The sequence below is a fragment of the Pseudomonas sp. AC252 genome, assembly GCF_979258105.1.
This window is the reverse complement of the sequence record NZ_OZ409837.1, coordinates 2,875,153-2,900,263: the sequence shown is the minus strand read 5'-3', so window position 1 is coordinate 2,900,263 and position 25,111 is coordinate 2,875,153. Positions and strand designations below refer to the sequence as shown.

Below are 25,111 nucleotides of genomic sequence, written 5' to 3'. Positions count from 1 at the left end.
ATGCGCTTGATCATCGTCAGTGGCCGTTCGGGCTCGGGCAAAAGTACCGCCCTGAATGTCCTTGAGGACAACGGCTACTACTGCATCGACAATCTGCCGGCCGGTTTGCTACCGGAACTGGCCGAGCGGGCGCTGATCCACACGGAGCTGGCGCAGCCGCTGGTCGCCGTGTCGATCGATGCACGCAACTTGCCCAGCCATCTGTCACGCTTTCCTGAATTGCTCGAAGACGTCCGTGCCAAACATATCAAGTGCGATGTGCTGTATCTGGACGCCGACGAAGAAACCCTGCTCAAGCGTTTTTCCGAGACCCGTCGTCGTCACCCGTTGAGTAACGCCAATCGCTCACTGGCTGAAGCGATTCACGATGAAAGCGCCCTGCTCGGCCCGATCGCCGATCTGGCCGACCTGAAAATCAACACCACCCATCTCAATCTGTACCAGCTGCGCGACACCCTGAAGTTGCGCCTGTTGAATCAGCCTGAGCCCGGCACGGCGTTCCTGGTTGAATCGTTCGGCTTCAAGCGCGGCATGCCGGTCGATGCCGATCTGGTCTTCGATGTGCGTTGCCTGCCCAATCCGTACTGGAAACCGGAGCTGCGCGCGCAGTCGGGCCTCGATGCACCGGTGGCAGAGTATTTGGCCCAGCAGCCCGATGTCGAAGAAATGTATCAGGACATCTACGCTTATCTGAACAAATGGCTGCCACGTTTCGCCGCGAGCAACCGCGCCTACGTCACCGTTGCCATTGGCTGCACCGGCGGGCATCACCGCTCCGTCTACCTGACCGAACGCCTGGGTCAGGCTCTGCAGAAAACCTTGAAGAACGTCCAGGTTCGCCACCGCGACCTCACCTAAAGGATCCACACCGCGATGCCTGCTCGTGAAATCGAAATCATCAATAAGCTGGGCCTGCATGCCCGGGCATCGGCCAAGTTCGTCGGCGTGGCCGGTCAGTATCCAGACTGCACGATCAGAGTGGGACGCACACCTGAAACGACTGTCGACGGCAAGAGCATCATGGCAATGATGATGCTCGCGGCGGGCAAGGGCACCAAAATTTATTTGAGTACTGAAGGGCATCAAGAGCAGGAAGCCATGGATGCGCTGGTAGCGTTGATCAACAACTACTTCGACGAAGGTGGCTGATAGCCAAAGTCAAAAGATCGCAGCCTGCGGAGCTCCTACAGGAAACGCATTCCAAGGTGGGAGCTGCCGCAGGCTGCGACCTTTGATCTTCTTTCAACCCAACGCCGTATCCATCACCATCATCAGACAAAACCCGATCAACAAGCCAAGACTCGCCAGTTTGTCATGTCCGTGACGGCGCGACTCCGGGATCACTTCGTGGGTCACTACCAGCAACATCGCCCCGGCCGCCAGTGCCAGTCCCAGTCCCAGCGGCAACAGTACCTGAGCCAGACTCACTAGCCACGCACACAACAGCGCAAACACCGGCTCAACCAACCCCGACGCCGCGCCGATCAGAAACGCCCTGACCCGTGACATTCCTGCCCCGGCCAGCACCAAAGCAATCACCAGTCCTTCCGGCACATCCTGCAGAGCGATGCCCATCGCCAGGCTGTCGGCGTCCGGCATGCCGCCGCCGGCAGATACGCCGACCGCCATACCTTCGGGAATGTTGTGCGCAATGATGGCGAACACGAACAGCCAGATTCGCGGTGGAATCACCGGATGCTCCAGCGTGCCGACGAGCATCTCCGGCGAGGCACCGGAAACCCTGCGATCAACCAGATACAGGCCAAACGCGCCGAGCAGGATGCCGAAACAGATCAGGCCACTGGCAGCCCACGGCGTCAGACCAAGACTTTCGGCCGCAGCAATCCCCGGCACGATCAACGAAAATGCGGTCGCCGCCAGCATCACCCCGGCACCAAATCCCAGCAAGGTGTCGCTGAGTGCCTGCGGCATGCGCCGGATCACCAGCACCGGCACCGCGCCAAGCGCCGTACCCAATGCGCAGATGGCACCGCCCTGCAAGGCGCGCAACAGCCTCGGTTCCAGATTCAGCCATTGCAAACCGTGGGCGACCAGTAAAGTCATCCCCGCCAACAGCAACAGTGAACCCACCGCGTAACGAAACATGCGCCCGCTGCCAATCGCCAGTGTTTGCGTGCCCATACTCAGCCCTGATTGTTTTTATGGAAGGCTTAAACCAGCGCGGCCTGATAGCGCGCAGCAACTTCCGGCCAGTTGATCACGTTGTAGAACGCGCTGATGTATTCCGGGCGACGGTTCTGGTAGCGCAAGTAGTAGGCGTGCTCCCAGACGTCGAGACCGAGGATTGGGGTATTGCCGTTCATCAACGGGCTGTCCTGATTGCCGCTGCTTTCCACGACCAGTTTTTTTCCGGTGTCACGCTGAGCCACGCCCAACCGCTGCCGAAACGGGTGAGCGCGGCTTTGGTGAAGGCTTCCTTGAAGCTGTCGAGTCCGCCCAGTTGCTCATCAATAGCCGTGGCCAGCGCGCCGTCGGGCTTGCCGCCACCGTTGGGCACCATGACTTCCCAGAACAGCGAATGGTTGGCGTGGCCGCCGCCCTGATTGATCACCGCCGCGCGAAGCTTTTCCGGCAGTTGCTGGACACTGGCGACGAGTTTTTCCACCGGCCATTCAGCAAACTCGGTCCCTTCTACGGCGGCGTTGAGGTTGTTGATATAGGTCTGGTGATGCTTGGTGTAATGGATCTCCATGGTCTGCGCATCGATGTGCGGCTCGAGGGCATCGTAGGCGTAAGGCAAGGCAGGCAAGGTAAAAGCCATTTCAATGGACTCCATACTGATGAGAATTTGAGGCGCGGCGAGCATTGCCGGTGTCCGGATGCAGCAGGCGCTGGGTGCGCGGGTATTCGCCGTGCTCGCTGATGAAATTCAGCAGTTCGACGTAAGTCTTGCTGCTCTGGCGCAATGCCGCTTCACGCAGGGCCGGACGCAGCCGTTCGTCCTGCATGGTCTGCAACAGGCGTTGGTGGATGGCGCAGAGGTATTCGGCGCTCTCCTCCGGTTGATTCAGGCGCAGATGCAGGTCGGCGAGGTTGTGGTGAGAGACGACGCAGGCCGCCACCGCTTCGTCGGCATCCGCCCAGCGATCGAACAACACTTGCGCCAAGGCCAGGGCTTGCAGGTAAGCCTCACGGGCGTCGATCAGCTCGCCCAGCATGAAGCAGCGATTGGCCCGTTCGATCGTGCGTTTCCAGTGCTCCATGGTGAGCCTCCAAAGCGGTTGCGGGGTTTACACGCCGCCGGCGGTGAGTTTCTCGGGGTTGAGCAACTCTGCCAGTTGGCTGCGCGACAGGTCGGTGTATTCCAGAGCGACGTCGATCACCGCGCGGCCTTCCTTGTAGGCCTGCTTGGCGATTTCAGCGGCTTTCTGATAACCGATGATGGGGTTGAGCGCGGTGACCAGAATCGGGTTGCGCGACAACGCTTCTTGCAGGCGCGATTCGTTGACCTTGAAAGTAGCGATTGCCTTGTCAGCGAGCAGGCGACTGGAGTTGGCCAGCAGTTCGATGCTGCTCAGCAGGTTCTGCGCGATGATCGGCAGCATCACGTTCAGTTCGAAATTGCCGGATTGACCGGCGACGGTGATCACCGAGTCGTTGCCAATCACTTGCGCAGCGACCATCGCGGTGGCTTCCGGGATCACCGGGTTGACTTTGCCGGGCATGATCGACGACCCCGGTTGCAGCGCTTCGAGTTCAATTTCGCCGAGACCGGCCAAGGGACCTGAGTTCATCCAGCGCAGGTCGTTGGCGATTTTCATCAGTGATACGGCGGTGGCCTTGAGCTGCCCGGAGACGGCGACGGCGGTGTCCTGCGAGCCAATCAACGCGAACAGATTTTTGCCCGGAGTGAATTGCACGTCGGTCAGTTGGCTCAGGTGCCGACTGAATCGAGCGGCGAATTCCGGATGCGCATTGATCCCGGTACCCACCGCCGTGCCGCCCTGCGCCAGTGCTTGCAGACTCGGCAGCAAATCCTGCAGATGCGCAATGTTGGCCTTGAGCTGCTGCGCCCAGCCGTTGAGCACTTGGCTCATGCGTACCGGCATCGCGTCCATCAGATGGGTGCGCCCGGTTTTGACGTGGTGATGCACCTGCTCGGCCTTGCGCTCGATGACCTGGACCAGATGCAACAGCGCCGGCAGCAGTTGTTCATGCAGCGCTAGCGCGGCGCTGACGTGGATGGTGGTCGGGATGATGTCGTTGCTGCTTTGCCCGCAATTGACGTGATCGTTGGCGTTGACCGGTTCATCGAGCATGCGGCTGGCCAGCGTGGCAATCACTTCGTTGGCGTTCATGTTCGAGCTGGTGCCAGACCCGGTCTGGAAGATGTCCACCGGGAAGTGCTGCATGAAATCACCTTCGAGCAGACCCTGCGCGGCATCACTGATGGCTTTGCCCTGGGCCGCGCTGATCTGGTTCAGCTCGACATTGGCGCGGGCGGCGGCGGCTTTGGCGAGGATCAATGCGCGAATGAACTGCGTCGGCATCGGTTTTCCGCTGATCGGGAAGTTGTCCACGGCGCGCTGGGTCTGCGCGCCATAGAGCGCATCGACCGGCACCTGCAGTTCGCCCATGCTGTCGCGTTCAATACGTGTCTTGGTCATGCGAATGTCCTTGCAGCAAATCAATGAGAGGAATCGACGGTTGCAACTCGCAAGTGGCGAGCTGCCAGGTGTAGCGTTGCCAGCGCCGCACGCGGCATTGGCATAGCGACAGGCGTTCCATTTCACGCAAGGGACGCCAGGCTTGATCGACGCAGAGGCTGCGCCAATGCCACGGCAACGCGACATCGGTGGCAGTGTCGAGCAGCAGACGAAAAGACGTTTCGGCGACAGTCCAGGGCGAAGTGGCTGTGCAACAGGACAGATAGCGCCCTTCGGCGAGGTAGTGTTCGATCAGGCGCGGTTCGTCGGGATCCAGCGCGCAACGGATCTGGCGGCTCATCCAGCGCCAGCTTTCGAGGTAGGGCTGCTCGTGCAAGGCAGAACTCATGATCCGGGACTCGTTCGGAGATGAGATTTATTATTAGATGATAATGAGAACCAACACAAGCAGACATGCACGCAATCCGTGGGAGCGGGCTTGCTCGCGAATGCGGTGTGTCCAGCCAGAGATGTTCTGACTGAAAGACCGCATTCGCGAGCAAGCCCGCTCCCACAGGGGATTTATGCAATCATAAAAAAGGCGCACCACCCGATGAGGTGGCGCGCCTTTTTTGTGTAACGGCCGGGGTTAGCTACCGGCGACAGTCATCCGCTCGATCAACACCGACCCGGTGCGAATGTTGCTGCGCAGCTCCAGATCATTACCGACGGCAACGATCTGCTTGAACATGTCGCGCATGTTGCCGGCGATGGTCACTTCCTGCACAGCGAACTGGATCTCGCCATTCTCGACCCAGAACCCCGCCGCGCCACGCGAATAGTCGCCGGTGACCATGTTCAGGCCATGGCCCATCAACTCGGTGACCAGCAGACCTCGGCCCATGCGCTTCAACAGCGCTGCCTGATCCTCGTCGCCATGGGTGACGAACAGGTTGTGCACCCCACCTGCGTTGGCGGTGCTCGGCATGCCCAGTTTGCGCCCGGAGTAGGTGCCGAGGATGTAGGAGACCAACTCGCCTTTTTCGACGAACGGTTTTGCGTAGGTCGCCAGGCCATCACCGTCGTAGGAAGCACTGCCCATGGCACGCATCAGATGCGGACGCTCATCGATGGTCAGCCATTCCGGGAACAACTTCTGCCCCAGCGTGCCTTCGAGAAACGACGATTTGCGATACAGGCTGCCGCCCGACACGGCCGAGAGGAAGCTGCCGAACAGGCCACCCGCAAGCTCAGCGGAAAACAGCACCGGCACCTCGCAAGTCGGTACCGGACGCGCGCCCAGACGGCTCGCTGCCCGTTGCGCGGCACGCTGGCCGATGCTCACCGGATCGGCGAGCAGACTGCCCTGGCGATTGACGTCATACCAGTAATCGCGCTGCATCTGGCCTTCGGCTTCAGCGATCATCACGCAACTCAGGCTGTGCCGGGTCGATGCGTAACCGCCGATGAAACCATGGCTGTTGCCATAAACCCGGCAGCCCTGATGGGTGCTGAGGGTGGTGCCGTCGGCGTTCTTGATCCGCGCATCGGCGTCAAACGCCGCTGCCTCACAGAGCAACGCCTTCTCGATAGCTTGCTCCGGGGTGATGTCCCACTCGTGAAACAGGTCGAAATCCTGCACATCCCTGGCCATCAATGCGGCGTCGGCGAGACCCGAGGCTTCATCTTCGGAAGTGTGCTTGGCGATGGCCAGTGCTGCTGCGACCGTTTCACGAATCGCCTCCGGCCCGGTGGCCGAGGTGCTGGCCGAGCCCTTGCGCTGGCCGACGTACAGGGTGATACCAAAACCCTGATCACGATTGAATTCAACGGTTTCGACCTCGCGCTGACGCACCGATGTCGACAGCCCCTGCTCCAGCGACACCGCGACTTCACAGGCGCTGGCGCCCTGGCGCTTGGCTTCGGCGATGATCTGCTCGACCTGTTCTTGCAGTGCCGGCAATGCCTGCGGGCCGACGCTTTGAACTGCACTCATGCTCATCTCCACTCAAATTCTGCTTTCGGCTGGGGTCATCGAGCGACCGGGCCGGACAAGCGGCCCCCGACTGGTTATCATGGCGGCGTTTCTTTGCGGACTGCCACCATGGTTGATTCTTACGACGACTCCCTCGATACGGGAGAAAAAAGCAAATCTCAGGTCAAACGCGAGCTGCATGCGCTGGTTGACCTCGGCGAGCGCCTGACCACACTCAAGCCTGATCTGGTCGCCAAACTGCCGTTGACCGACGCTTTGCGCCGGGCATTGGCCGATGCGCCCAAGCACACCGCGAACATCGCGCGTAAACGGCATTTGCAGTTCATCGGCAAACTGATGCGCGACCAGGACACGGACGCGATTCTGACTCTGCTCGATCAACTCGATGCCTCCACTCGCCAGTACAACGAGCGTTTCCATAATCTGGAACGCTGGCGTGACCGCCTGATCGCGGGCGATGACGCCGTGCTGGAGAAATTCGTCATCGAGTACCCGGACGCCGATCGCCAGCAATTGCGTTCCCTGATCCGTCAGGCCCAGCATGAGGTTGCGCAAAACAAACCACCTGCTTCGAGCCGCAAGATCTTCAAATACATTCGGGAGCTGGACGAGACTCAACGCGGCCTGCGTTGATAATCGCCACCGGGTGGCCGTCCTGCGCGCCACCCGAAAGCCCCTCCTCTCTTATGCGCCCGTGCCACCCACGGTAATCGCATCGATTTTCAGCGTTGGCTGGCCGACACCCACCGGCACCGACTGCCCATCCTTGCCACACGTACCCACACCGCTGTCCAGCGCCAGATCGTTACCGACCATCGACACCCGGCTCATCGCCTCGGGACCGTTGCCGATCAACGTCGCGCCTTTGACCGGTGCGGTGATCTTGCCGTCCTCGATCAAATAGGCCTCGCTGGTGGAGAATACGAACTTGCCGCTGGTGATATCGACCTGACCGCCGCCGAGGTTGGCGCAGTAGATGCCCTTCTTCACCGAAGCGATGATTTCCGCTGGATCACTTTCGCCACCGAGCATGTAGGTGTTGGTCATCCGTGGCATCGGCAGGTGCGCGTAGGATTCGCGGCGACCGTTACCGGTGCGCGCCACGCCCATCAGCCGCGCGTTGAGCTTGTCTTGCATGTAGCCCTTGAGTACGCCGTTTTCGATCAGCGTAGTGCACTCGGTGGGCGTGCCTTCGTCATCGACGCTCAGCGAACCGCGACGGCCGCTCAAGGTGCCGTCATCGACGATGGTGCAAAGTTTGGAGGCAACCATTTCACCCATGCGCCCGCTGTAGGCCGAGCTGCCCTTGCGGTTGAAATCGCCTTCCAGACCGTGACCGACCGCTTCGTGCAGCAGCACGCCGGACCAGCCGGAACCCAGCACCACCGGCAAGGTACCGGCCGGCGCCGGAATCGCTTCCAGATTCACCAGCGCCTGGCGCAGCGCTTCGCGGGCATAACCCATGGCGCGGTCTTCGGCGAGGAAGTAGCGGTAATCGGTACGCCCACCGCCGCCGTGCCCGCCGCGTTCGCGACGGCCATTCTGTTCGACGATAACGCTAACGTTGAAGCGCACCAGCGGTCGCACGTCGGCGGCCAGGCCACCGTCGGTGGACGCGACCAGAATCCGCTCCCAAACCCCGGCCATGCTCACGCTGACCTGCTGAATCCGTGGGTCGAGTGCGCGCGTAGCGACGTCGATGCGTTTGAGCAACTCGACTTTTTCCGCGCGGCTGAGCACTTCCAGCGGGTTATCGGGCGCGTACAGTTGCGCGACGTCCTGGCTGGTGAATGCCTGCACGGTGCCGTTCTGCCCGGCACGTGAGATCGAACGCGCGGCGCGGGCCGCTGCACCGAGGGCTTCAAGGGTGATCGCGTTGCTGTAGGCAAAACCGGTTTTCTCACCGGACTGCGCACGCACGCCGACACCTTGGTCGAGATTGAAGCTGCCTTCCTTGACGATGCCGTCTTCCAGCGCCCACGACTCGGAGATCTGGCCCTCGGAAATACAGGTCGGCGGCATCGATGCCCGGCCCGGCCAGATCGCCGAGTACGCCTTGCAGGCTCTCGATCGTGACACCGCCGGGTGCCAACAGGTGATCACTGACTGAGGACAACAACTCGCTCATAGGTTTACGCCTTAAATTCGTGTTCTGAAGCAGGCCGCTGGGCGCCCTGCGAGAAAAACCGCCGATGACGCGTCACCGGCATGCGCGCCCGGATGGACGCTTGTTCATCGCTGTCGCGGGCGGCCAGCAACACCGCCTCGCCTTGATCCTGCTGGGCCAGCACACGCCCCCACGGGTCCACAATCGCCGCATGCCCGAAAGTCTCGCGTGGCCCCGGATGGCTGCCGCCCTGTGCCGCCGCCAAGATATAACACTGTGTTTCGATGGCCCGCGCGCGGATCAGTACATCCCAATGCGCGGCGCCGGTCACGGCAGTAAAGGCCGACGGTGCGGTAATCAACTCGGCACCGGCGGCACGCAATTCGCTGTACAGCTCCGGGAAGCGCAAGTCGTAACACACGCTCAGACCAACGCGCCCCACCGGCGTGTCCGCCACCACTACATTACCGCCATAAGCATAGTCATCTGATTCACGGTACCGGCCGCGATTGTCGGCGACATCGACATCGAACAGATGCAGCTTGTCATAGCGCGCGACAATCTCGCCGTGATCGTTGATCAACAACGAGCAGGCATTGGCTTTGGCCGTGGGTTGACCCAATGGTGGCAACGGCAATGTGCCGGCGACTATCCATAAGGTGAGGTCGCGGGCGGCCTGTTTCAACCAGGGCAGGATCGGCCCTTCGCCCAAGGCCTCGGCGCGACCGATATCGGCGACATCACGACGGCCCATGGCGGCGAAGTTTTCCGGCAGCACCGCGAGTTTCGCTCCGCTGGCGGCAGCCTGTTCAAGCAGGCGTCGGGCCTGGGCCAGATTGGCCGGCACGTCGCTCTGGCTGACCATTTGAATCACCGCTAAAGACATGGCGAACTCCCAAAGAGGTATTTGGCCATGCTACTCCATCGCTTCAACGCCGGGCCGCTCAAAAGGCTTGTCGAAGGTGATTTTCGGCTCTTTCCATGGCCCTTTGACGGTGTACTTGACGCTGGCGAAGCGCGCGACGCGGTCACCGATCAGCTTGTCGATGAGGAACAGCGCGCCGCCTACGGCCGGTGCGCCGACGAGCAGCGCGGCGATCGGCAGGTTGTTGGTCACCGGCAGTGTCACCAGCAATTTCGCATCGACCTTGTCGTCGACCAGATCCAGCGTGCCGTCCAATTCCAGATTGCTTGAAGGCCCGGTCAGGCGAATCGGCTCTCGGGTGACGTAGACGCCATTGTTCGCCACCAGCAGGCCTTTGACCCGATCGTAGCTCAAGCCCTTGCCGAACAGGTCGGAGAAGTCCAGACGCAGGCGCCGGCCGATGGAGTTGAAGTTGAGCAGGCCGAACACCCGCAGCGCCTGCGCGCCGCCCTCCACTTCAACGAACTGGCCCTTGTTCAGCGAGGCGTCAAGGGTGCCGGAGAAGCGCTTGGTCGCCAGCCACGCCGGCGAGCCTGGCCAACGTCCATCGACATCCATATGGAATTCTTCACTGGTGACGCTCGGCGCAAAGCCCCAGCCCTTGAGCACGTCAGCCAGATTCTTGCCACCGATCCGCCCCTTGTACCAACTGCTGGTCGCACCCGGCGTGCCTTCCCAGCCGCCATTGCCTTGCAGCAGGATGCCCTTGAGGCCCATATCGAGATTGTTCAGGGCGATGCCTTTGGGGGTCGGTCGCACTTTCAGCGACCAGCCACCGACCAGATCGGGCCCCAGGAACAACTGGTTGAGGGTGATATCCAGCGCCGGGATTTTCGTCGGATCGACCGACGCCAATGGATCGGGCGCATTCTCGTCGGCCTGCACCGCCGGGTCCGGCGCCGGCAGTTTCACGTATTGCAGATTCACCGCGATCGGCACGCCCTTGGCGTCCGGCAGGCTGGCCGTGCCCTTGGCCTGCTGGCTGTCGAGGGCCAGATTCCATGCGCCGGGCTTGCGATTGATCTGCACCGAGGCCTGATCCAGTGTGGTGCCGAGCGCGGTCAATTTGCCGACCTTGATGTCAGCGCTGCTGAGCAATTGCTTGGCACTGCCGCCCGGATCCTGCCCGGCGTATTTATTCGCCAGTTCCTGCCACGGCGCCACGTCAAGCTCCGACAGCACACCACGAATGCGCAGGCCTTTGGCACCCGGCAGCACCGCTTCGCCCGTGCCGAGAAACAGTTCGCCACGGCCATCGGCGAAATTGCTCGGCGGCGCGGCAAAGGTGAAATTGGCCAGTTGATCGTAATTGACCCAGTACCGCCGCTCCTGCCCTTGCAAGGTCATGCGGAACACCGTGTCCCGCCCGACATCGGCGGCCATGCCGAAGGGCGCCGGCAGATCCACCGCCACGCCTTTGAGGCTGGAGCTGACCAGCAACTGGCTGTCTGCCCCGGAAAGATTCAGCTGCAACTGATACGGAATCGTCCCGGACACCGGCAACGGCTGGGTCACGCCCAGCCAGTCGGTGAGCTTTTTCACTTCGACCTGCCCCGACGCCGCCACCCGGGTCTTGATCTGGTTGGCGCTGCCATCGGCGAAGATCTGCGAAGTGACCGGTTTGTCGAAGGCCCGTGCAGAGATGTTCTGGCCGCTGAGGCCTTTGTTACTGTCGAAGCGGAAATCGCCCTTGAGCTGGCTCAGTTCCAGTTTCGGCTCAGCCAGTTTCAGCCGCGCATTGGCGGTCTTGAAATCAACGAGGATTTTCGGCTGTTCGCCCTTGGCCAACGGAATATCCAGTTTGAGCTTGCCGTTCAGATCACCAGCGCCTTCCCAACCGGCGAAGGTTTCGCCAGTGCCGATCGGCGCGTCCTGAAGAATCTTCAAGCCATCGCCCAGGCCACCGGCAAACGCGCCATCGAGCAACAGATGGCTGTTCTGCCCGGCCGGTACGTGAGGAATATTGACGAAGACATCGCTGACTTGGGTATCGAGCAACTGGCCTTTGCTGGCCCAGATGCGCACGCCGCTGTCTTCGATGAACACATCGCCGCTGACCTTGCTCACGTGCGGCCAGCCCGGCTGAAAGGCCAATTCGGCATCATGTACCTTGAAGAACAGGCTGATACTGCGATCAGCCTCGCCGGCATTCTTGCTCAGCGAGCCCTGATACTGGAAGAAACCCTGATCCACCGCGCCTTTGAGGATCGCTGTGCGCAGCCACTCATCAAGCGCCGGGCTCAACACCGCCGGCAGATATTTCGCGGTATAGCGGCCGTCGCCATCGACCAGACCAACGCGCAGGTCCATGTAGTCTTCCTGGCTATGGTCGAAGTGCAGGCGGATGAGGAAGTCACCGGCAATCTTGCCCTCCTCGCCCAGCACCTTCAGGTACGGCGCAATCAGGGTGAAGCCATCCTTGTCGAGCTTCCACGTCAGCCGCGCATTGGCCTGCAGGTATTGCCATGGCTTGGCGAAAATCGGATCGAGGTGCAGGACGAAATCCTTGCTGTCGAGGCGCAATTCGCCGCCGTCGAGATTGCCGCTAAGGCTGCCGCTGACATTTCGCGCCGCCGGAGCGCCGTGATAGGCATCGAAACCGACGTTGTCGAGGTTGGCGGCAAAGCCGAATTTGTTGCCGTCGGCGGCGGTCGGACGGAAGTCCAGCAGGACATTGCGCAGTCCGCCGGTGACCTTCAAACGCTCGACCACCGTGGCGAAACTCTGCGGCAGCGGCCCCAGCGCATTGATCAGCGGCGTGATCGGGGTCAGATCGAGGCGATCGGCCTGCAAGTGCCAGAGCTCTTCCGCCTTGGCGCTGGCCCGGGTCTGCTGTACCTGCACGCGGGATTCCCAGCGGGTTTCGCCAAAACTCATCGCCAGCGAATCAAGAGTGACCTTCACCCCCTCGGCGGTGTTGCGGTAATAGGCGTTGAGCGCCAGATTATTGATCTGGATCGGCTTGCGCTCGGCGTAGGCACCAGTCACTTGCGGTGCATTCAGGCGCAACGCAGCGCTCTGCAATGCGCCTTCGGCCCAATCGACCCAGAGTTCGCCGCCGGCCTTGATCTCGGAAAAATTCCATTGCTGGGTCAGGCGTTCGGGGAGCCATTTCGACCAGTCGCTTTGCGGCAGGCTGGCATAACCCTCGATGGCGCTGTTCTGCCATTGATCAGGACGCAATTGGGTCTTCAGGCTCAGCGCCACTGGCTGGCCATCGGGCAGCGTCAGACGCGCGTCGAGACGCTGGCGGCTCGCGCCGGTACGCAGATTGAGGCCGACATAGGTGAGCGTCATGGGCGGGTGGTCGAGCGGTTGCAGGGTCACCTGACTATCGAGCACCGACAGTTGCTTGATCATCTGCGAGCGCTGGAACAGTTGTGCCGCATCGAACGGCTGATCCTTCTGCACCGGCAGACCTTCCAGCGCCCAGGTGCCGTCTTCGGCTTCCTTGAGGCTGATCTTCAAACCATTGAGTTCGATATGTGCGAGGCGCACCTCGCGGGCGAGCACACTGGCCCAGAGGTCCGGTACCACCCGCACACGATCGAGGCGCAGCGCATTGGCGCCGTCGCCGACCATCACGTCGTGGGCCAGCAGAATCGGTGCGAAACCGCTCCAGTTGCCTTCCAGCTCACCGATCTGCAAGGGCATGCCGAGGGCGGCGCTGGCCTTGTCTTCGATGTCGGCGCGGTATTCCGCTACCAGCGGCGTCAGCTCGCGGCCGAGGCTGACGTACAGCGCCATCAACACCAGAACCAACGCGCACAGGCCCAGCCCCCAACGGGTGAGTGCGGCCAATATGCGTGTCAGACGTTCCATGTCAGTTGGCTCCCATGGCAAAAATACTGCGAAAAGCTGAGGCCAGCCGCGTTGAATGAAGGGTGATGCAGGGCTTCAGAGCAGCACCACGTCATATTGTTCCTGGGAATACATGGTTTCCACCTGGAAGCGTATGGTGCGGCCGATAAAGCCTTCAAGCTCGGCGACGTTACCGGATTCTTCGTCAAGCAGGCGATCCACCACTTTCTGGTTGGCCAGTACCCGATAACCCTCGGCCTGATAGGCCCGCGCCTCGCGCAGGATCTCGCGGAAGATCTCGTAACAGATGGTTTCGGCAGTCTTCAGTTTGCCGCGTCCCTGACAACTGCTGCACGGCTCGCACAGCACCTGTTCAAGACTTTCACGGGTGCGCTTGCGGGTCATCTGCACCAGGCCCAACTCGGTGATGCCGATGATGTTGGTCTTGGCGTGATCGCGCTCCAGCTGTTTCTCCAGAGTGCGCAGGACCTGCCGCTGATGCTCCTCATCTTCCATGTCGATGAAGTCGATGATGATGATCCCGCCGAGGTTGCGCAGGCGCATTTGCCGGGCAATCGCCGTGGCCGCTTCGAGATTGGTCTTGAAAATGGTTTCTTCGAGATTGCGATGGCCGACGAACGCCCCGGTGTTGACGTCGATGGTGGTCATGGCTTCCGCCGGATCGATCACCAGATAACCGCCGGACTTGAGCGGCACCTTGCGCTCCAGCGCACGCTGGATTTCGTCTTCGACACCGTAGAGGTCGAAGATCGGTCGCTCACCCGGATAGTGTTCCAGACGATCGGCGATTTCCGGCATCAGTTCGGCGACGAATTGCGTGGTTTTCTGGAAGGTTTCCCGCGAGTCAATGCGAATTTTCTCGATCTTCGGATTGACCAGGTCACGCAGAGTACGCAGGGCCAGGCCTAGGTCTTCATAGATCACGCTGGGCGCAGCGATGGTCTTGATCTGCTCGTTGATCTGGTCCCAGAGACGCCGCAGGTAGCGGATGTCCATGAGGATTTCATCAGCGCCCGCGCCTTCAGCGGCCGTGCGCAGAATGAAGCCGCCGGCCTCCTTGATACCTTCTTTGGCCACGCAATCGCTGACCACCTGCTTGAGGCGCTCGCGCTCGGCTTCGTCTTCGATCTTCAGGGAAATGCCGACGTGGGCGGTGCGCGGCATGTACACCAGATAACGCGAAGGGATCGACAGTTGCGTGGTCAGACGTGCGCCTTTGGAGCCGATCGGATCCTTGGTGACTTGTACCACCAGGCTCTGGCCCTCGTGCACCAGCGAACTGATGCTTTCCACGGCCGGGCCTTCACGCAGGGAAATTTCGGCGGCATGAATGAAAGCCGCGCGATCGAGGCCAATGTCGACAAATGCTGCCTGCATGCCCGGCAGGACGCGCACGATCTTGCCTTTATAGATGTTGCCGACGATCCCGCGTTTCTGCGTGCGCTCAACGTGGACTTCTTGCAGCACACCGTTTTCGACCACCGCCACGCGCGACTCCATCGGCGTGATGTTGATCAGAATCTCTTCACTCATGGCAGGATCTCGTTCAGGCATGTTCACGATAGTGGCCGCATCTGGATTCGTACGACGCTCAGGGCGTGTTCAGGTTTTGCCAACAGGGTATGCCGAAATGGCCCAACGCCTCGCAGGTTTCGCACAGCGGCAGGCCGACCACCGCCGAATAGCTGCCTTCGAGCCCGGCGACAAACACCGCGCCCAGGCCCTGAATGCCATAGCCGCCGGCCTTGTCGCGCGGTTCGCCACTGGCCCAGTAGGCGCCGGCCTCTTCGCGACTGATGGTGCGGAAACGCACGCGGCTGCGCACCACCCGCGACTCGCAGCGCTCACCTTCAAGCACGGCGATGGCGGTCAGCACCTCGTGTTCGTTGCCGGACAACATCATCAGCATGGCGCATGCGTCGGCTTCGTCCACCGGTTTGCCAAGTATTTTGCCGTCGAGCACCACAGCGGTGTCGGCGCCAAGCACGCAGAACGGCTGGCCAGAGACGACCGAGCGGCGCCCGGCCTCAGCCTTGCCACGCGCGAGGCGCTCGACATAGGCCGAAGGGGATTCTTCAGGAAGCGGGGTTTCGTCGATGTCTGCACTGATTGCGGAAAAGCGCACGCCGATCTGCGTGAGCAATTCACGGCGACGCGGTGAGCCGGAGGCGAGGTAAAGCAGTTTCATCAAAACATCTCCCTGTTCAGTGCCCTGCTTCACCGGCTCAATAGATTCTGTAGCGTCGGCACATCCCGCGCAGGGCGAAGCTGACCCACGGCCAGAGCAAGGCACTGACCAGCGCCGGCAAGACCAGCGCCAGGGTTGGCTGACGGTTGCCGGTCAGAGCGCTCAGCCACAGTTGCGCCAATTGTGCGAGGCCGAAGATCACCAGGATCACCAGGCACTGCTGCCACATCGGGAACATGCGCAGGCGCTGCTGCAACGACAACACGAGGAAAGTAATCAGGGTCAGGATCAGCGCGTTCTGCCCGAGCAGGTCGCCCTGCAGGACATCTTCGGCCAGCCCCAGACAGAACGCCGTCACCATGCCGACCGTGTGCGGCATGTACAGCGCCCAAAACGTCACGAGCAAGGCCAGCCACAGCGGGCGAAGGATTTCCATGAAGATCGGCAACGGTGAAACGCTGAGCAGGATGCCGACGAAGAACGTCAGCCAGATCATCCAGCCGTTTCCGGATTTTTTCGCGCCGACCATTATTCTCGTCCCCCGGTAGTCGCTGGCGGTTTCGCCGGTGGTTTGCTGGTGGCCGGTGGTTTGGCAGCGGCCGGAGCGGCAGCGGGCGGCTTGCTCGCGGCGGGCTTGGCTGGCGTGGCGGCAGGCGATGCGGCTTCAGTGGCCGGCGCTGCGGTAGCGGTCGATGGCGTGGCAGGCATGATCAACGGTTTCGGCACGCTGGCCGGCAACATCGGGCCACCGCCGTGGGCATCGAGCTGTTCTTGGGCTTGGGCCGCGTCATTGGCGCGTTCCTCGGCAGTGCGGCTGTCGCTGAACACCAGCAGCAGGTAGCGACTGCGGTTCAGGGCGGCTGTGGGCACGGCGCGAACGATAGCGAACGGTTGGCCGGAATCGTGGATGACCTCTTTTACCGTCGCCACCGGATAACCGGCCGGGAATCGCTGGCCGAGGCCGGAGCTGACCAGCAGATCGCCTTCCTTGATGTCCGCCGTGTCGGCGACATGACGCAATTCCAGGCGCTCCGGGTTGCCGGTGCCACTGGCAATCGCGCGCAGACCGTTACGGTTCACCTGTACGGGAATGCTGTGGGTGGTGTCGGTCAGCAGTAGGACACGCGAGGTGTACGGCATCAATTCAACCACCTGGCCCATCAACCCGCGGGCATCGAGCACCGGTTGGCCGAGCACCACGCCGTCGCGCTCACCTTTGTTGATGATGATGCGATGGGTGAAGGGGTTGGGGTCCATGCCGATCAGCTCGGCCACTTCGACCTTTTCATTGACCAGTGCGGAGGAATTGAGCAACTCGCGCAGCCGAACGTTCTGCTCGGTCAGGGCCGCGAGCTTTTGCATGCGTCCCTGCAACAGCAGGTTTTCGGTCTTGAGTTTTTCGTTTTCGGCGACGAGCTCGGTGCGGCTGCCGAACTGACTGGCGACCCCTTCCCACAAGCGGCCGGGCAGGTCCGTAATCCAGTAGGCATCCATGAGCACCAGCGACGCTTGCTTGCGCGCGGGTTTGAGCAGGTCGAAACGTGCATCGACCACCATCAGTGCGACCGCGAGCACGGCCAGCACCAACAGGCGCACGCCCAACGAAGGGCCTTTGGTGAAAAGCGGTTTAATAAGCCGCTCCTCCCAGGCAAATGTTCTGTTTATTCATACGGCATCAAACCGGCCTGGATGAAGACTGACAGAAGATAAACGCCAACAGGCAGCACTGCAAAGTGCTGCCTGTGCGTTCACCCACGTATTGCATTCGAAGCTTATTCGCTCGAAAGCAGATCCATGGTGTGCTTATCCATCATTTCCAGCGCACGGCCACCGCCGCGAGCAACGCAAGTCAGCGGGTCTTCGGCAACGATCACCGGCAGACCGGTTTCCTGGGCCAGCAACTTGTCGAGGTCACGCAGCAGCGCGCCACCACCGGTCAGCACCAGGCCACGCTCGGCGATGTCGGAGGCCAGTTCCGGCGGCGATTGCTCCAGCGCGCTTTTCACCGCCTGAACGATGGTTGCCAGCGACTCTTGCAGAGCCTCGAGCACTTCGTTGGAGTTCAGGGTGAATGCGCGTGGAACGCCTTCGGCCAGGTTGCGACCGCGAACATCGACTTCGCGTACTTCGCCGCCCGGGTAGGCGGTACCGATTTCCTGCTTGATGCGCTCAGCGGTGGATTCACCGATCAGGCTGCCGTAGTTGCGGCGCACATAAGTGATGATCGCTTCGTCGAAACGGTCGCCGCCGACACGTACGGATTCGGCGTAAACCACACCGTTCAGGGAGATCAGGGCGATTTCGGTGGTACCACCACCGATGTCCACGACCATCGAACCGCGCGCTTCTTCAACCGGCAGACCGGCACCGATCGCAGCAGCCATCGGCTCTTCGATCAGGAACACTTCACGGGCACCGGCGCCAAGGGCCGATTCACGGATGGCACGACGCTCAACCTGGGTGGACTTGCATGGAACGCAGATCAGCACACGAGGGCTGGGCTGCAGGAAACTGTTTTCGTGAACCTTGTTGATAAAGTACTGCAGCATCTTTTCGCAGACGCTGAAGTCGGCGATCACGCCGTCCTTCATCGGACGAATGGCAGCAATGTTGCCCGGCGTACGGCCAAGCATGCGCTTGGCCTCGGTGCCGACAGCGACGACACTTTTCTGGTTACCGTGTGTCCGAATGGCCACAACCGATGGCTCATTCAGGACGATACCGCGCTCGCGCACGTAAATAAGGGTGTTGGCAGTGCCCAGGTCAATGGAAAGATCGCTGGAAAACATGCCACGCAGTTTCTTGAACATGGGAAAGGGACCCTAGGCAACGCGTGGGTAAAAAAGTGCGGCAAACTCTAACAACGACAGGGATTTTGGGCAAGGCGCCAATATGTTAAATTGGCCGCTTTTCTGTGCACCAAGCCCCACAATCGCGGCCTTATGACCGTAGAAGTGCGGTAGTGTTCCGACAATCTAACACACGGACGCCGTCCGTTCTGTTTTCCACTGGAGAATCCCGATGGCGCTAGAACGCTCCGACGTGGAAAAAATCGCGCATCTGGCCTGCCTTGGCCTCAACGATGCCGATGTTCCGCACATTACTTCCGCCCTCAACAGCATTCTCGGGCTGGTCGACGAAATGCAGGCCGTTGATACCGACGGTATCGAGCCGCTGGCCCACCCTTTGGAAGCCAGTCAGCGCCTGCGCGCCGACGTGGTAACCGAGACGAATAATCGCGAGGCCTACCAGTCCATCGCACCAGCGGTCGAAAACGGCCTGTACCTGGTTCCGAAAGTCATCGACTAAAGGGAAAGAGCCTGCAATGCATCAAATGACTCTGGCCGAGATCGCCCGCGGTCTCGCCGATAAAAAGTTTTCCTCCGAAGAGCTGACCAAAGTCCTGCTGGCGCGTATTACCCAGCTCGATCCGCAGCTCAACAGTTTCATCAGCCTCACCGAGGATCTGGCCATCGAGCAGGCGAAAGCCGCCGATGCGCGCCGGGCCAATGGTGAGAGCGGCGCCCTGCTCGGCGCGCCGATCGCCCACAAGGATCTGTTCTGCACCCAGGGCATCCGCACCAGCTGCGGCTCGAAGATGCTCGACAATTTCAAGGCTCCCTACGACGCCACCGTAGTCGCGAAACTGGCCGCTGCCGGCGCGGTGACTCTGGGCAAGACCAACATGGACGAATTCGCCATGGGTTCGGCCAACGAGTCGAGCTGGTACGGCGCCGTGAAAAACCCGTGGAACCTGGAACACGTGCCGGGCGGTTCGTCCGGTGGCTCGGCCGCCGCCGTGGCCGCTCGCCTGCTGCCTGCCGCCACCGCAACCGACACCGGCGGTTCGATCCGCCAGCCGGCAGCATTCACCAACCTCACCGGTTTGAAGCCGACCTACGGTCGCGTTTCGCGCTGGGGCATGATTGCCTACGCGTCCAGCCTTGATCAGGGCGGCCCGTTGGCGCGCACGGCCGAAGATTGCGCGATTCTGCTGCAAGGCATGGCCGGCTTCGACCCGAACGACTCCACCAGCATCGATGAGCCAGTCCCGGATTACTCCGCCAGCCTCGGCGAGTCGCTGCAAGGCCTGCGCATCGGCGTGCCGAAGGAATACTTCAGCGCCGGTCTCGACCCGCGCATTGCCGAGCTGATCCAGAACAGCATCCAGCAGTTGCAGAAGCTCGGTGCGGTGATCAAGGAAATCAGCCTGCCGAACATGCAGCACGCCATTCCGGCCTACTACGTGATCGCCCCGGCAGAAGCGTCTTCCAACCTGTCGCGTTTCGACGGCGTGCGTTTCGGCCATCGCTGCGAGAACCCGGAAAACCTCATCGACCTGTACAAGCGCTCCCGTGGCGAAGGCTTCGGCGCCGAAGTACAGCGCCGGATCATGGTCGGTGCCTACGCGCTGTCCGCCGGTTACTACGATGCCTACTACCTGAAAGCGCAGAAGATCCGTCGCCTGGTGAAGAACGATTTCATGGCTGCGTTCAATGAAGTCGACATCATCCTCGGCCCGACCACGCCGAACCCGGCCTGGAAGCTTGGCGCGAAGAACAGCGACCCAGTCGCTGCATACCTGGAAGACGTCTACACCATCACCGCCAACCTCGCCGGCCTGCCGGGCCTGTCGATGCCGGCCGGTTTTGTCGACGGTCTGCCGGTGGGCGTGCAGTTGCTCGCGCCGTATTTCCAGGAAGGCCGCCTGTTGAACGTTGCCCACCAGTATCAGCTCAACACTGACTGGCACACCCGCACCCCAACCGGCTTCTGAGGAGACACACATGCAATGGGAAGTCGTGATCGGGCTGGAGATTCACACTCAGCTCACCACCCGGTCGAAAATCTTTTCCGGTAGTTCCACCACGTTCGGTTCCGAGCCGAACACCCAGGCCAGCCTGATCGATCTGGGCATGCCCGGTGTGCTGCCGGTGCTCAACCAGGAAGCGGTGCGCATGGCGGTGATGTTCGGTCTGGCGATTGACGCCGAGATCGGCCAGCACAACGTGTTCGCCCGCAAGAACTACTTCTACCCGGACCTGCCGAAGGGCTATCAGATCAGCCAGATGGAATTGCCGATCGTTGGCAAAGGCCACCTGGACATCGCCCTGGAAGACGGCACGGTCAAACGCGTCGGCATTACCCGCGCGCACCTGGAAGAAGATGCCGGCAAGAGCCTGCACGAAGAATTCAACGGTGCCACCGGCATCGACCTGAACCGTGCCGGCACGCCGCTGCTGGAAATCGTTTCCGAGCCGGACATGCGCAGCGCCAAGGAAGCCGTGGCTTACGTCAAGGCGATCCACGCGCTGGTGCGCTACTTGGGCATTTGCGACGGCAACATGGCCGAAGGCTCGCTGCGTTGCGACTGCAACGTCTCGGTACGGCCGAAAGGCCAGGTCGAGTTCGGTACCCGCTGCGAGATCAAGAACGTCAACTCGTTCCGCTTCATCGAGAAGGCGATCAACTCGGAAATCCAGCGTCAGATCGAGCTGATCGAAGACGGCGGCAAGGTCATCCAGCAGACCCGCCTGTACGACCCGAACAAGGACGAAACCCGTCCGATGCGTTCGAAAGAGGAAGCCAACGACTACCGTTACTTCCCCGATCCGGACCTGCTACCGGTGGTCATCGAAGAGTCGTTCCTGGGTGAAGTGCGTGCCACCCTGCCGGAACTGCCACCGCAAAAGCGCGAGCGCTTCCAGAGCCAGTTCGGTCTGTCGGCCTACGACGCTAACGTGCTGGCCACCAGCCGTGAACAGGCGGATTACTTCGAGAAGGTCGCAGCCATCGGTGGCGACGCGAAACTGGCGGCGAACTGGGTGATGGTCGAGTTGGGCAGCCTGCTCAACAAGCAGGGCATGGACATCGAAGACTCGCCAGTCTCCGCCGAGCAATTGGGCGGCATGCTGCAGCGCATCAAGGACAACACCATCTCCGGCAAGATCGCCAAGGTGGTGTTCGAAGCGATGGCCAACGGCGAAGGCAGTGCTGACGAGATCATCGAGAAGCGCGGCCTCAAGCAAGTCACCGACACCGGCGCGATCTCGGCTGTGCTCGACGAAATGCTCGCGGCCAACGCCGAACAGGTCGAACAGTACCGCGCGGCAGACGAAGCCAAACGCGGCAAGATGTTCGGCTTCTTCGTCGGCCAGGCCATGAAAGCCTCGAAAGGCAAGGCCAACCCGCAGCAGGTGAACGAACTGCTGAAAAGCAAGCTCGAAGGCTGACCACCAATGGAGCCAGATCCAAAGCCTGGCTCCATTCCCTGTGGAAGGGACCTGTGGCGAGGGGATTTATCCCCGTTGGGCCGAGAAGCGGCCCCAATTGCTGAGCTTGATTTGCACCAGATAAATCGAGTTCTCAGTTTTGGGACTGCTGCGCAGTCCAACGGGGATAAATCCCCTCGCCACAGGTCACTCCTACATTTGATCCGGGATACCTTTGAATGAAGCGTCTGTTTTTGAGCAGCGCCCTGCTCTCTCTGCTGGCCGGTTGCGCCAGTACCGACACCATCGACCCGCACGGTTACGACCAGACCGGCGTCGCCTCCTACTATGGAGCCAAACATCACGGTAAACGCACCGCCAGCGGCGAAGCGTTCAACCAGCATTCCCTGACCGCCGCCCACCGCCAGTTGCCGTTCGGCACGCGAGTGAAGGTCACCAACCTGAAAAACGATGAATCAGTCGTGGTCCGCATCAATGACCGTGGCCCGCACACCCGTGGCCGGCTGATCGATCTGTCACGCGAGGCCGCCGACGAAATCGGCATGCTGCGCAGCGGCACCGCCCGGGTACGCGTGCAGGCCCTCGACTGATGGAGCGCCGACCATTTTCGGACTAGCTGATCTGCCGCTGATCAACGTCATCGAATTGCTCAGTGGCCTGTGTCTTTTGCTCATCGGCGCCGAGCTGATGGTGCGCGCCGCCGTGCGTCTGGCCGAGCGTCTGCATGTGCGCCCGCTGATCATTGGCCTGACCATCGTCGCTCTCGGGAGCAGCGCCCCGCAAATGGCGGTGAGCCTGCAAGCGGCGCTGTCCGACAACCCCGACATCGCCGTCGGCAGCGTGGTCGGCAGCGGCATCTTCAACATCCTTGTAACCCTTGGCCTGTCGGCACTGATCATCCCGCTGCGCGTGTCGCGGCAACTGGTGCGCCTGGACATCCCGCTGATGATCGGCGCCAGCCTGCTGGTATTCATCCTCGCCTGGAATAAAGACCTCGGGCGTTTCGACGGCGTTCTGCTGCTCGGCGCTTTGGCGTTGTACCTCGGCTTGCTGTTTCGCCAGTCGCGCCACTCGACGCGACCGCATACAGAACCACCCACCGAGACGCAGCACTCCTGGCTGATCAGTGGGCTGATGATTCTCGCTGGCCTGACCATGCTGGTGTTCGCCGGGCGTCTGCTGCTTGGCGCCGCCGTGGTCGTGGCCACCGACTTGGGCCTGTCGGAACGGGTCATCGGTCTGACCGTGGTCGCGGTCGGCACTTCGCTACCCGAACTGGCGACTTCGCTGATCGCTGCGTTGCGCGGACAGCGCGACATTGCCGTGGGCAACGTGATCGGCGCCAACCTGTTCAACCTGCTCGGGGTGCTCGGGCTGACCGCCCTCCTCGCACCGACGCCGCTTTCCGTTTCCCCGAATGCGCTGGATTTCGACTTGCCGGTGATGCTCGGCGTCGCGGCGCTGTGCCTGCCGGTGTTCTATTCCGGCTACCGCGTGACCCGGGCCGAAGGCTTGCTGCTGCTTGGTTTGTATCTGGTCTACGGGCTGCATGTGGTGTCGTTCACCACCGGCATGCCGCTGGCCGGCAGACTCGAGCGCTTGATGCTGTTTTATGTCCTGCCGGCGCTGCTGACGTTTCTGTTGTTCACGTCGATCCGCGCCTGGCGTCGCCAACACCACAAAAGAGATGTGCCATGAACGAGTCGAAGCAGTCCGGGGTTGAAATCCGTCGTCAGGTCATGGGCGATGCCTTCGTTGATCGCGCCTTGGGCAACGCCACCGAGTTCACCCAGCCGTTGCAGGATTTCGTCAATGAACACGCCTGGGGCGGGGTGTGGAACCGCGAAGGTCTGTCGCTGAAAACCCGCAGCCTGATTACCCTCGCCGCGCTGACCGCGTTGAAGTGTCCGCAGGAGTTGAAGGGCCACGTACGCGGCGCGTTGAACAATGGCTGCACGGTGGAGGAGATTCGCGAAGCCCTGCTGCATTGCGCGGTGTATGCCGGCGTACCTGCGGCGATCGATGCGTTTCGCGCGGCGCAGGAAGTGATCGACAGCTACCAGAAACCGCAGTGACCGCCTTCGCGAGCAGGCTCGCTCCCACATTTGCAATGCGTTTCCCTGTGGGAGCGAGCCTGCTCGCGAAGAGGCCCTGCCAGACACCGCAAATCCTTGATCAGATCCACCCACCCCACTGCAACACAAAGATCCCGACGTTGGTGGTAATCGCCGCCATCAACGTGGTCAGCACAATGATCGCCGCCGCCAGCTCATGATTGCCCTGTGCCGCCCGGGCCATGACGAAACTTGCCGCCGCCGTCGGGCTGCCAAAGTAGAGAAAGAGAATCCCCAACTCCGCCCCGCGAAAGCCCCACAACCACGCGCCCACGGTTGCCAGTAACGGCAGACCGACCATTTTCACCAGGCTGGAACTGAGCGCCATCTTGCCGCTCTTGCGCAACGCCGCCAGTGACAGCGTGCCACCGATACAAATCAGTGCCAACGGCAAAGTGGTCTGCGCCAGATACTGGCCGGAGGTTTCCAGCCAACCCGGCAAACCGATCTTGAAATAGGCGAACGGGGCCGCCGCAATCACGCTGATGATCAGCGGGTTGCTGAACACGCTTTTGCAGATGCTCCACGGATCGGACTTGATCACCGGGCTGTATACGGCCAGCACAATGGTCGACAGCGTGTTGTAGAACAGGATCACCAGCGCCGCCAGAATCGCCCCGAGCGAAATGCCGTAATCGCCGTACATGCTTGCAGCGAGCGCCAGGCCGATCACGCCGTTGTTGCCGCGAAACGCGCCCTGGGTGTAGATGCCGCGATCTTCACGCGGACACTTGAAAATTGCCCAGCCCCAGGCCACGGCGAAACTCACCAGGGTGGCGAGGGAAAAGTAGATCAGTAGCGAAGGTTGCAGCGCGGCGTGCAGGTCAGCGTGGAGGATGCCGAGAAACAGCAATGCCGGCATCGTGACGTTGAACACCAGCGATGAGGCGGTGTGGATGAAGTTGTCGTTGATCCAGTCGATGCGCTTGAGCAGCACACCGAGAAACAGCATGGCAAACACCGGCGCGGTGATGTTCAGGGTTTCGAGAAAGATTGCCAGCATGCCGGGGAGCCTTGGGTGAGCGTCGATAGGGGGCTAATGATAAGCCACTTTCACCCTGATCGTTCCCATGCTCTGCGTGGGAACGATCACAGGCACCGCAAGTCCTTCGGCGTCTG

At 61.4% G+C, this 25,111-nt stretch carries 22 protein-coding genes and 2 pseudogenes; 9 read left to right on the top strand and 15 right to left on the bottom strand.

What is annotated here, in order from left to right:
- A complete protein-coding gene (gene rapZ, locus ACZZZ4_RS13145) occupies positions 1–858 on the top strand; it encodes an RNase adapter RapZ (RefSeq protein ID WP_039759382.1) in 858 nt (285 codons plus the stop codon).
- A gap of 15 nt (positions 859–873) precedes the next feature.
- Positions 874–1,149: an HPr family phosphocarrier protein gene (locus ACZZZ4_RS13140; RefSeq protein WP_039759385.1), complete on the top strand. Its 276-nt coding sequence runs from the start codon at positions 874–876 to the stop codon at positions 1,147–1,149.
- 93 nt (positions 1,150–1,242) lie between these two features.
- Here ACZZZ4_RS13140 and ACZZZ4_RS13135 read toward each other — a convergent pair whose 3' ends face one another.
- The 6 genes and pseudogenes from ACZZZ4_RS13135 to pmbA all read right to left on the bottom strand — a co-directional run bounded on the left by ACZZZ4_RS13135 (position 1,243) and on the right by pmbA (position 6,603).
- Positions 1,243–2,142, bottom strand: a complete 900-nt coding sequence (locus ACZZZ4_RS13135; RefSeq protein WP_463547989.1) for a ZIP family metal transporter — start codon at positions 2,140–2,142, stop codon at positions 1,243–1,245.
- Positions 2,143–2,171: 29 nt separating this feature from the next.
- A pseudogene (locus ACZZZ4_RS13130) lies at positions 2,172–2,782 on the bottom strand (superoxide dismutase).
- 1 nt (position 2,783) lies between these two features.
- Positions 2,784–3,224, bottom strand: coding sequence for a hypothetical protein (locus ACZZZ4_RS13125; protein WP_463547988.1), 441 nt, complete (start codon positions 3,222–3,224; stop codon positions 2,784–2,786).
- A gap of 27 nt (positions 3,225–3,251) precedes the next feature.
- Entirely contained in the window at positions 3,252–4,628 is a 1,377-nt protein-coding gene (locus ACZZZ4_RS13120) for a class II fumarate hydratase (protein WP_463547987.1), read from the bottom strand.
- The gene (locus ACZZZ4_RS13115; RefSeq protein ID WP_463547986.1) at positions 4,609–5,016 is read right to left on the bottom strand and encodes a FagA protein; all 408 of its coding nucleotides are present in this window, start codon (positions 5,014–5,016) and stop codon (positions 4,609–4,611) included. Before ACZZZ4_RS13115 ends, ACZZZ4_RS13120 begins: the two co-directional genes overlap by 20 nt.
- A gap of 240 nt (positions 5,017–5,256) precedes the next feature.
- Entirely contained in the window at positions 5,257–6,603 is a 1,347-nt protein-coding gene (gene pmbA, locus ACZZZ4_RS13110; RefSeq protein WP_129999933.1) for a metalloprotease PmbA, read from the bottom strand.
- 108 nt (positions 6,604–6,711) lie between these two features.
- Here pmbA and yjgA point away from each other — a divergent pair, with 108 nt between their 5' ends.
- Positions 6,712–7,236: a ribosome biogenesis factor YjgA gene (gene yjgA / locus ACZZZ4_RS13105; RefSeq protein WP_016771692.1), complete on the top strand. Its 525-nt coding sequence runs from the start codon at positions 6,712–6,714 to the stop codon at positions 7,234–7,236.
- Positions 7,237–7,287: 51 nt separating this feature from the next.
- Here the strand turns inward: yjgA and tldD are convergent.
- The 8 genes and pseudogenes from tldD to mreB all read right to left on the bottom strand — a co-directional run bounded on the left by tldD (position 7,288) and on the right by mreB (position 18,455).
- Positions 7,288–8,731: pseudogene (gene tldD, locus ACZZZ4_RS13100) on the bottom strand (metalloprotease TldD).
- 4 nt (positions 8,732–8,735) lie between these two features.
- A complete protein-coding gene (locus ACZZZ4_RS13095) occupies positions 8,736–9,596 on the bottom strand; it encodes a carbon-nitrogen hydrolase family protein (RefSeq protein ID WP_415763637.1) in 861 nt (286 codons plus the stop codon).
- Positions 9,597–9,626: 30 nt separating this feature from the next.
- On the bottom strand, positions 9,627–13,457 hold the full coding sequence (locus ACZZZ4_RS13090; protein WP_463547985.1) for a YhdP family protein: 3,831 nt from the start codon (positions 13,455–13,457) through the stop codon (positions 9,627–9,629).
- A gap of 75 nt (positions 13,458–13,532) precedes the next feature.
- Positions 13,533–14,990 carry a ribonuclease G gene (gene rng / locus ACZZZ4_RS13085; RefSeq protein ID WP_016771696.1) on the bottom strand — a complete coding sequence of 486 codons (1,458 nt, stop codon included), beginning with the start codon at positions 14,988–14,990 and terminating at the stop codon, positions 13,533–13,535.
- A gap of 58 nt (positions 14,991–15,048) precedes the next feature.
- The gene (locus tag ACZZZ4_RS13080) at positions 15,049–15,645 is read right to left on the bottom strand and encodes a Maf family protein (RefSeq protein WP_129999936.1); all 597 of its coding nucleotides are present in this window, start codon (positions 15,643–15,645) and stop codon (positions 15,049–15,051) included.
- A 37-nt stretch (positions 15,646–15,682) separates the two neighbouring features.
- Positions 15,683–16,174, bottom strand: coding sequence for a rod shape-determining protein MreD (gene mreD, locus ACZZZ4_RS13075; protein WP_024011608.1), 492 nt, complete (start codon positions 16,172–16,174; stop codon positions 15,683–15,685).
- Positions 16,174–17,277: a rod shape-determining protein MreC gene (mreC, locus tag ACZZZ4_RS13070; RefSeq protein WP_463538779.1), complete on the bottom strand. Its 1,104-nt coding sequence runs from the start codon at positions 17,275–17,277 to the stop codon at positions 16,174–16,176. Before mreC ends, mreD begins: the two co-directional genes overlap by 1 nt.
- A gap of 140 nt (positions 17,278–17,417) precedes the next feature.
- The gene (gene mreB / locus ACZZZ4_RS13065; RefSeq protein WP_002555108.1) at positions 17,418–18,455 is read right to left on the bottom strand and encodes a rod shape-determining protein MreB; all 1,038 of its coding nucleotides are present in this window, start codon (positions 18,453–18,455) and stop codon (positions 17,418–17,420) included.
- Between the two features lie 211 nt (positions 18,456–18,666).
- On the opposite strand from mreB, the gene gatC reads away from it, so the two are divergent.
- The 6 genes from gatC (at position 18,667) to ACZZZ4_RS13035 (ending at position 23,953) form a co-directional block, all read left to right on the top strand.
- Positions 18,667–18,954, top strand: coding sequence for an Asp-tRNA(Asn)/Glu-tRNA(Gln) amidotransferase subunit GatC (gene gatC, locus ACZZZ4_RS13060; RefSeq protein WP_463547984.1), 288 nt, complete (start codon positions 18,667–18,669; stop codon positions 18,952–18,954).
- Between the two features lie 16 nt (positions 18,955–18,970).
- A complete protein-coding gene (gatA, locus tag ACZZZ4_RS13055; protein WP_024011605.1) occupies positions 18,971–20,422 on the top strand; it encodes an Asp-tRNA(Asn)/Glu-tRNA(Gln) amidotransferase subunit GatA in 1,452 nt (483 codons plus the stop codon).
- A gap of 10 nt (positions 20,423–20,432) precedes the next feature.
- A complete protein-coding gene (gatB, locus tag ACZZZ4_RS13050; protein ID WP_122601837.1) occupies positions 20,433–21,878 on the top strand; it encodes an Asp-tRNA(Asn)/Glu-tRNA(Gln) amidotransferase subunit GatB in 1,446 nt (481 codons plus the stop codon).
- Positions 21,879–22,096: 218 nt separating this feature from the next.
- On the top strand, positions 22,097–22,468 hold the full coding sequence (locus ACZZZ4_RS13045; RefSeq protein ID WP_016771703.1) for a septal ring lytic transglycosylase RlpA family protein: 372 nt from the start codon (positions 22,097–22,099) through the stop codon (positions 22,466–22,468).
- 97 nt (positions 22,469–22,565) lie between these two features.
- Entirely contained in the window at positions 22,566–23,576 is a 1,011-nt protein-coding gene (locus tag ACZZZ4_RS13040) for a calcium/sodium antiporter (protein ID WP_463549274.1), read from the top strand.
- Positions 23,573–23,953 carry a carboxymuconolactone decarboxylase family protein gene (locus ACZZZ4_RS13035; protein ID WP_039759431.1) on the top strand — a complete coding sequence of 127 codons (381 nt, stop codon included), beginning with the start codon at positions 23,573–23,575 and terminating at the stop codon, positions 23,951–23,953. The genes ACZZZ4_RS13040 and ACZZZ4_RS13035 overlap by 4 nt, the downstream gene beginning before the upstream one ends.
- Before the next feature lie 100 nt (positions 23,954–24,053).
- Here the strand turns inward: ACZZZ4_RS13035 and ACZZZ4_RS13030 are convergent, their stop codons facing one another.
- A complete protein-coding gene (locus ACZZZ4_RS13030; protein WP_039759433.1) occupies positions 24,054–24,995 on the bottom strand; it encodes an AEC family transporter in 942 nt (313 codons plus the stop codon).
- Positions 24,996–25,111 lie beyond the last annotated feature (116 nt).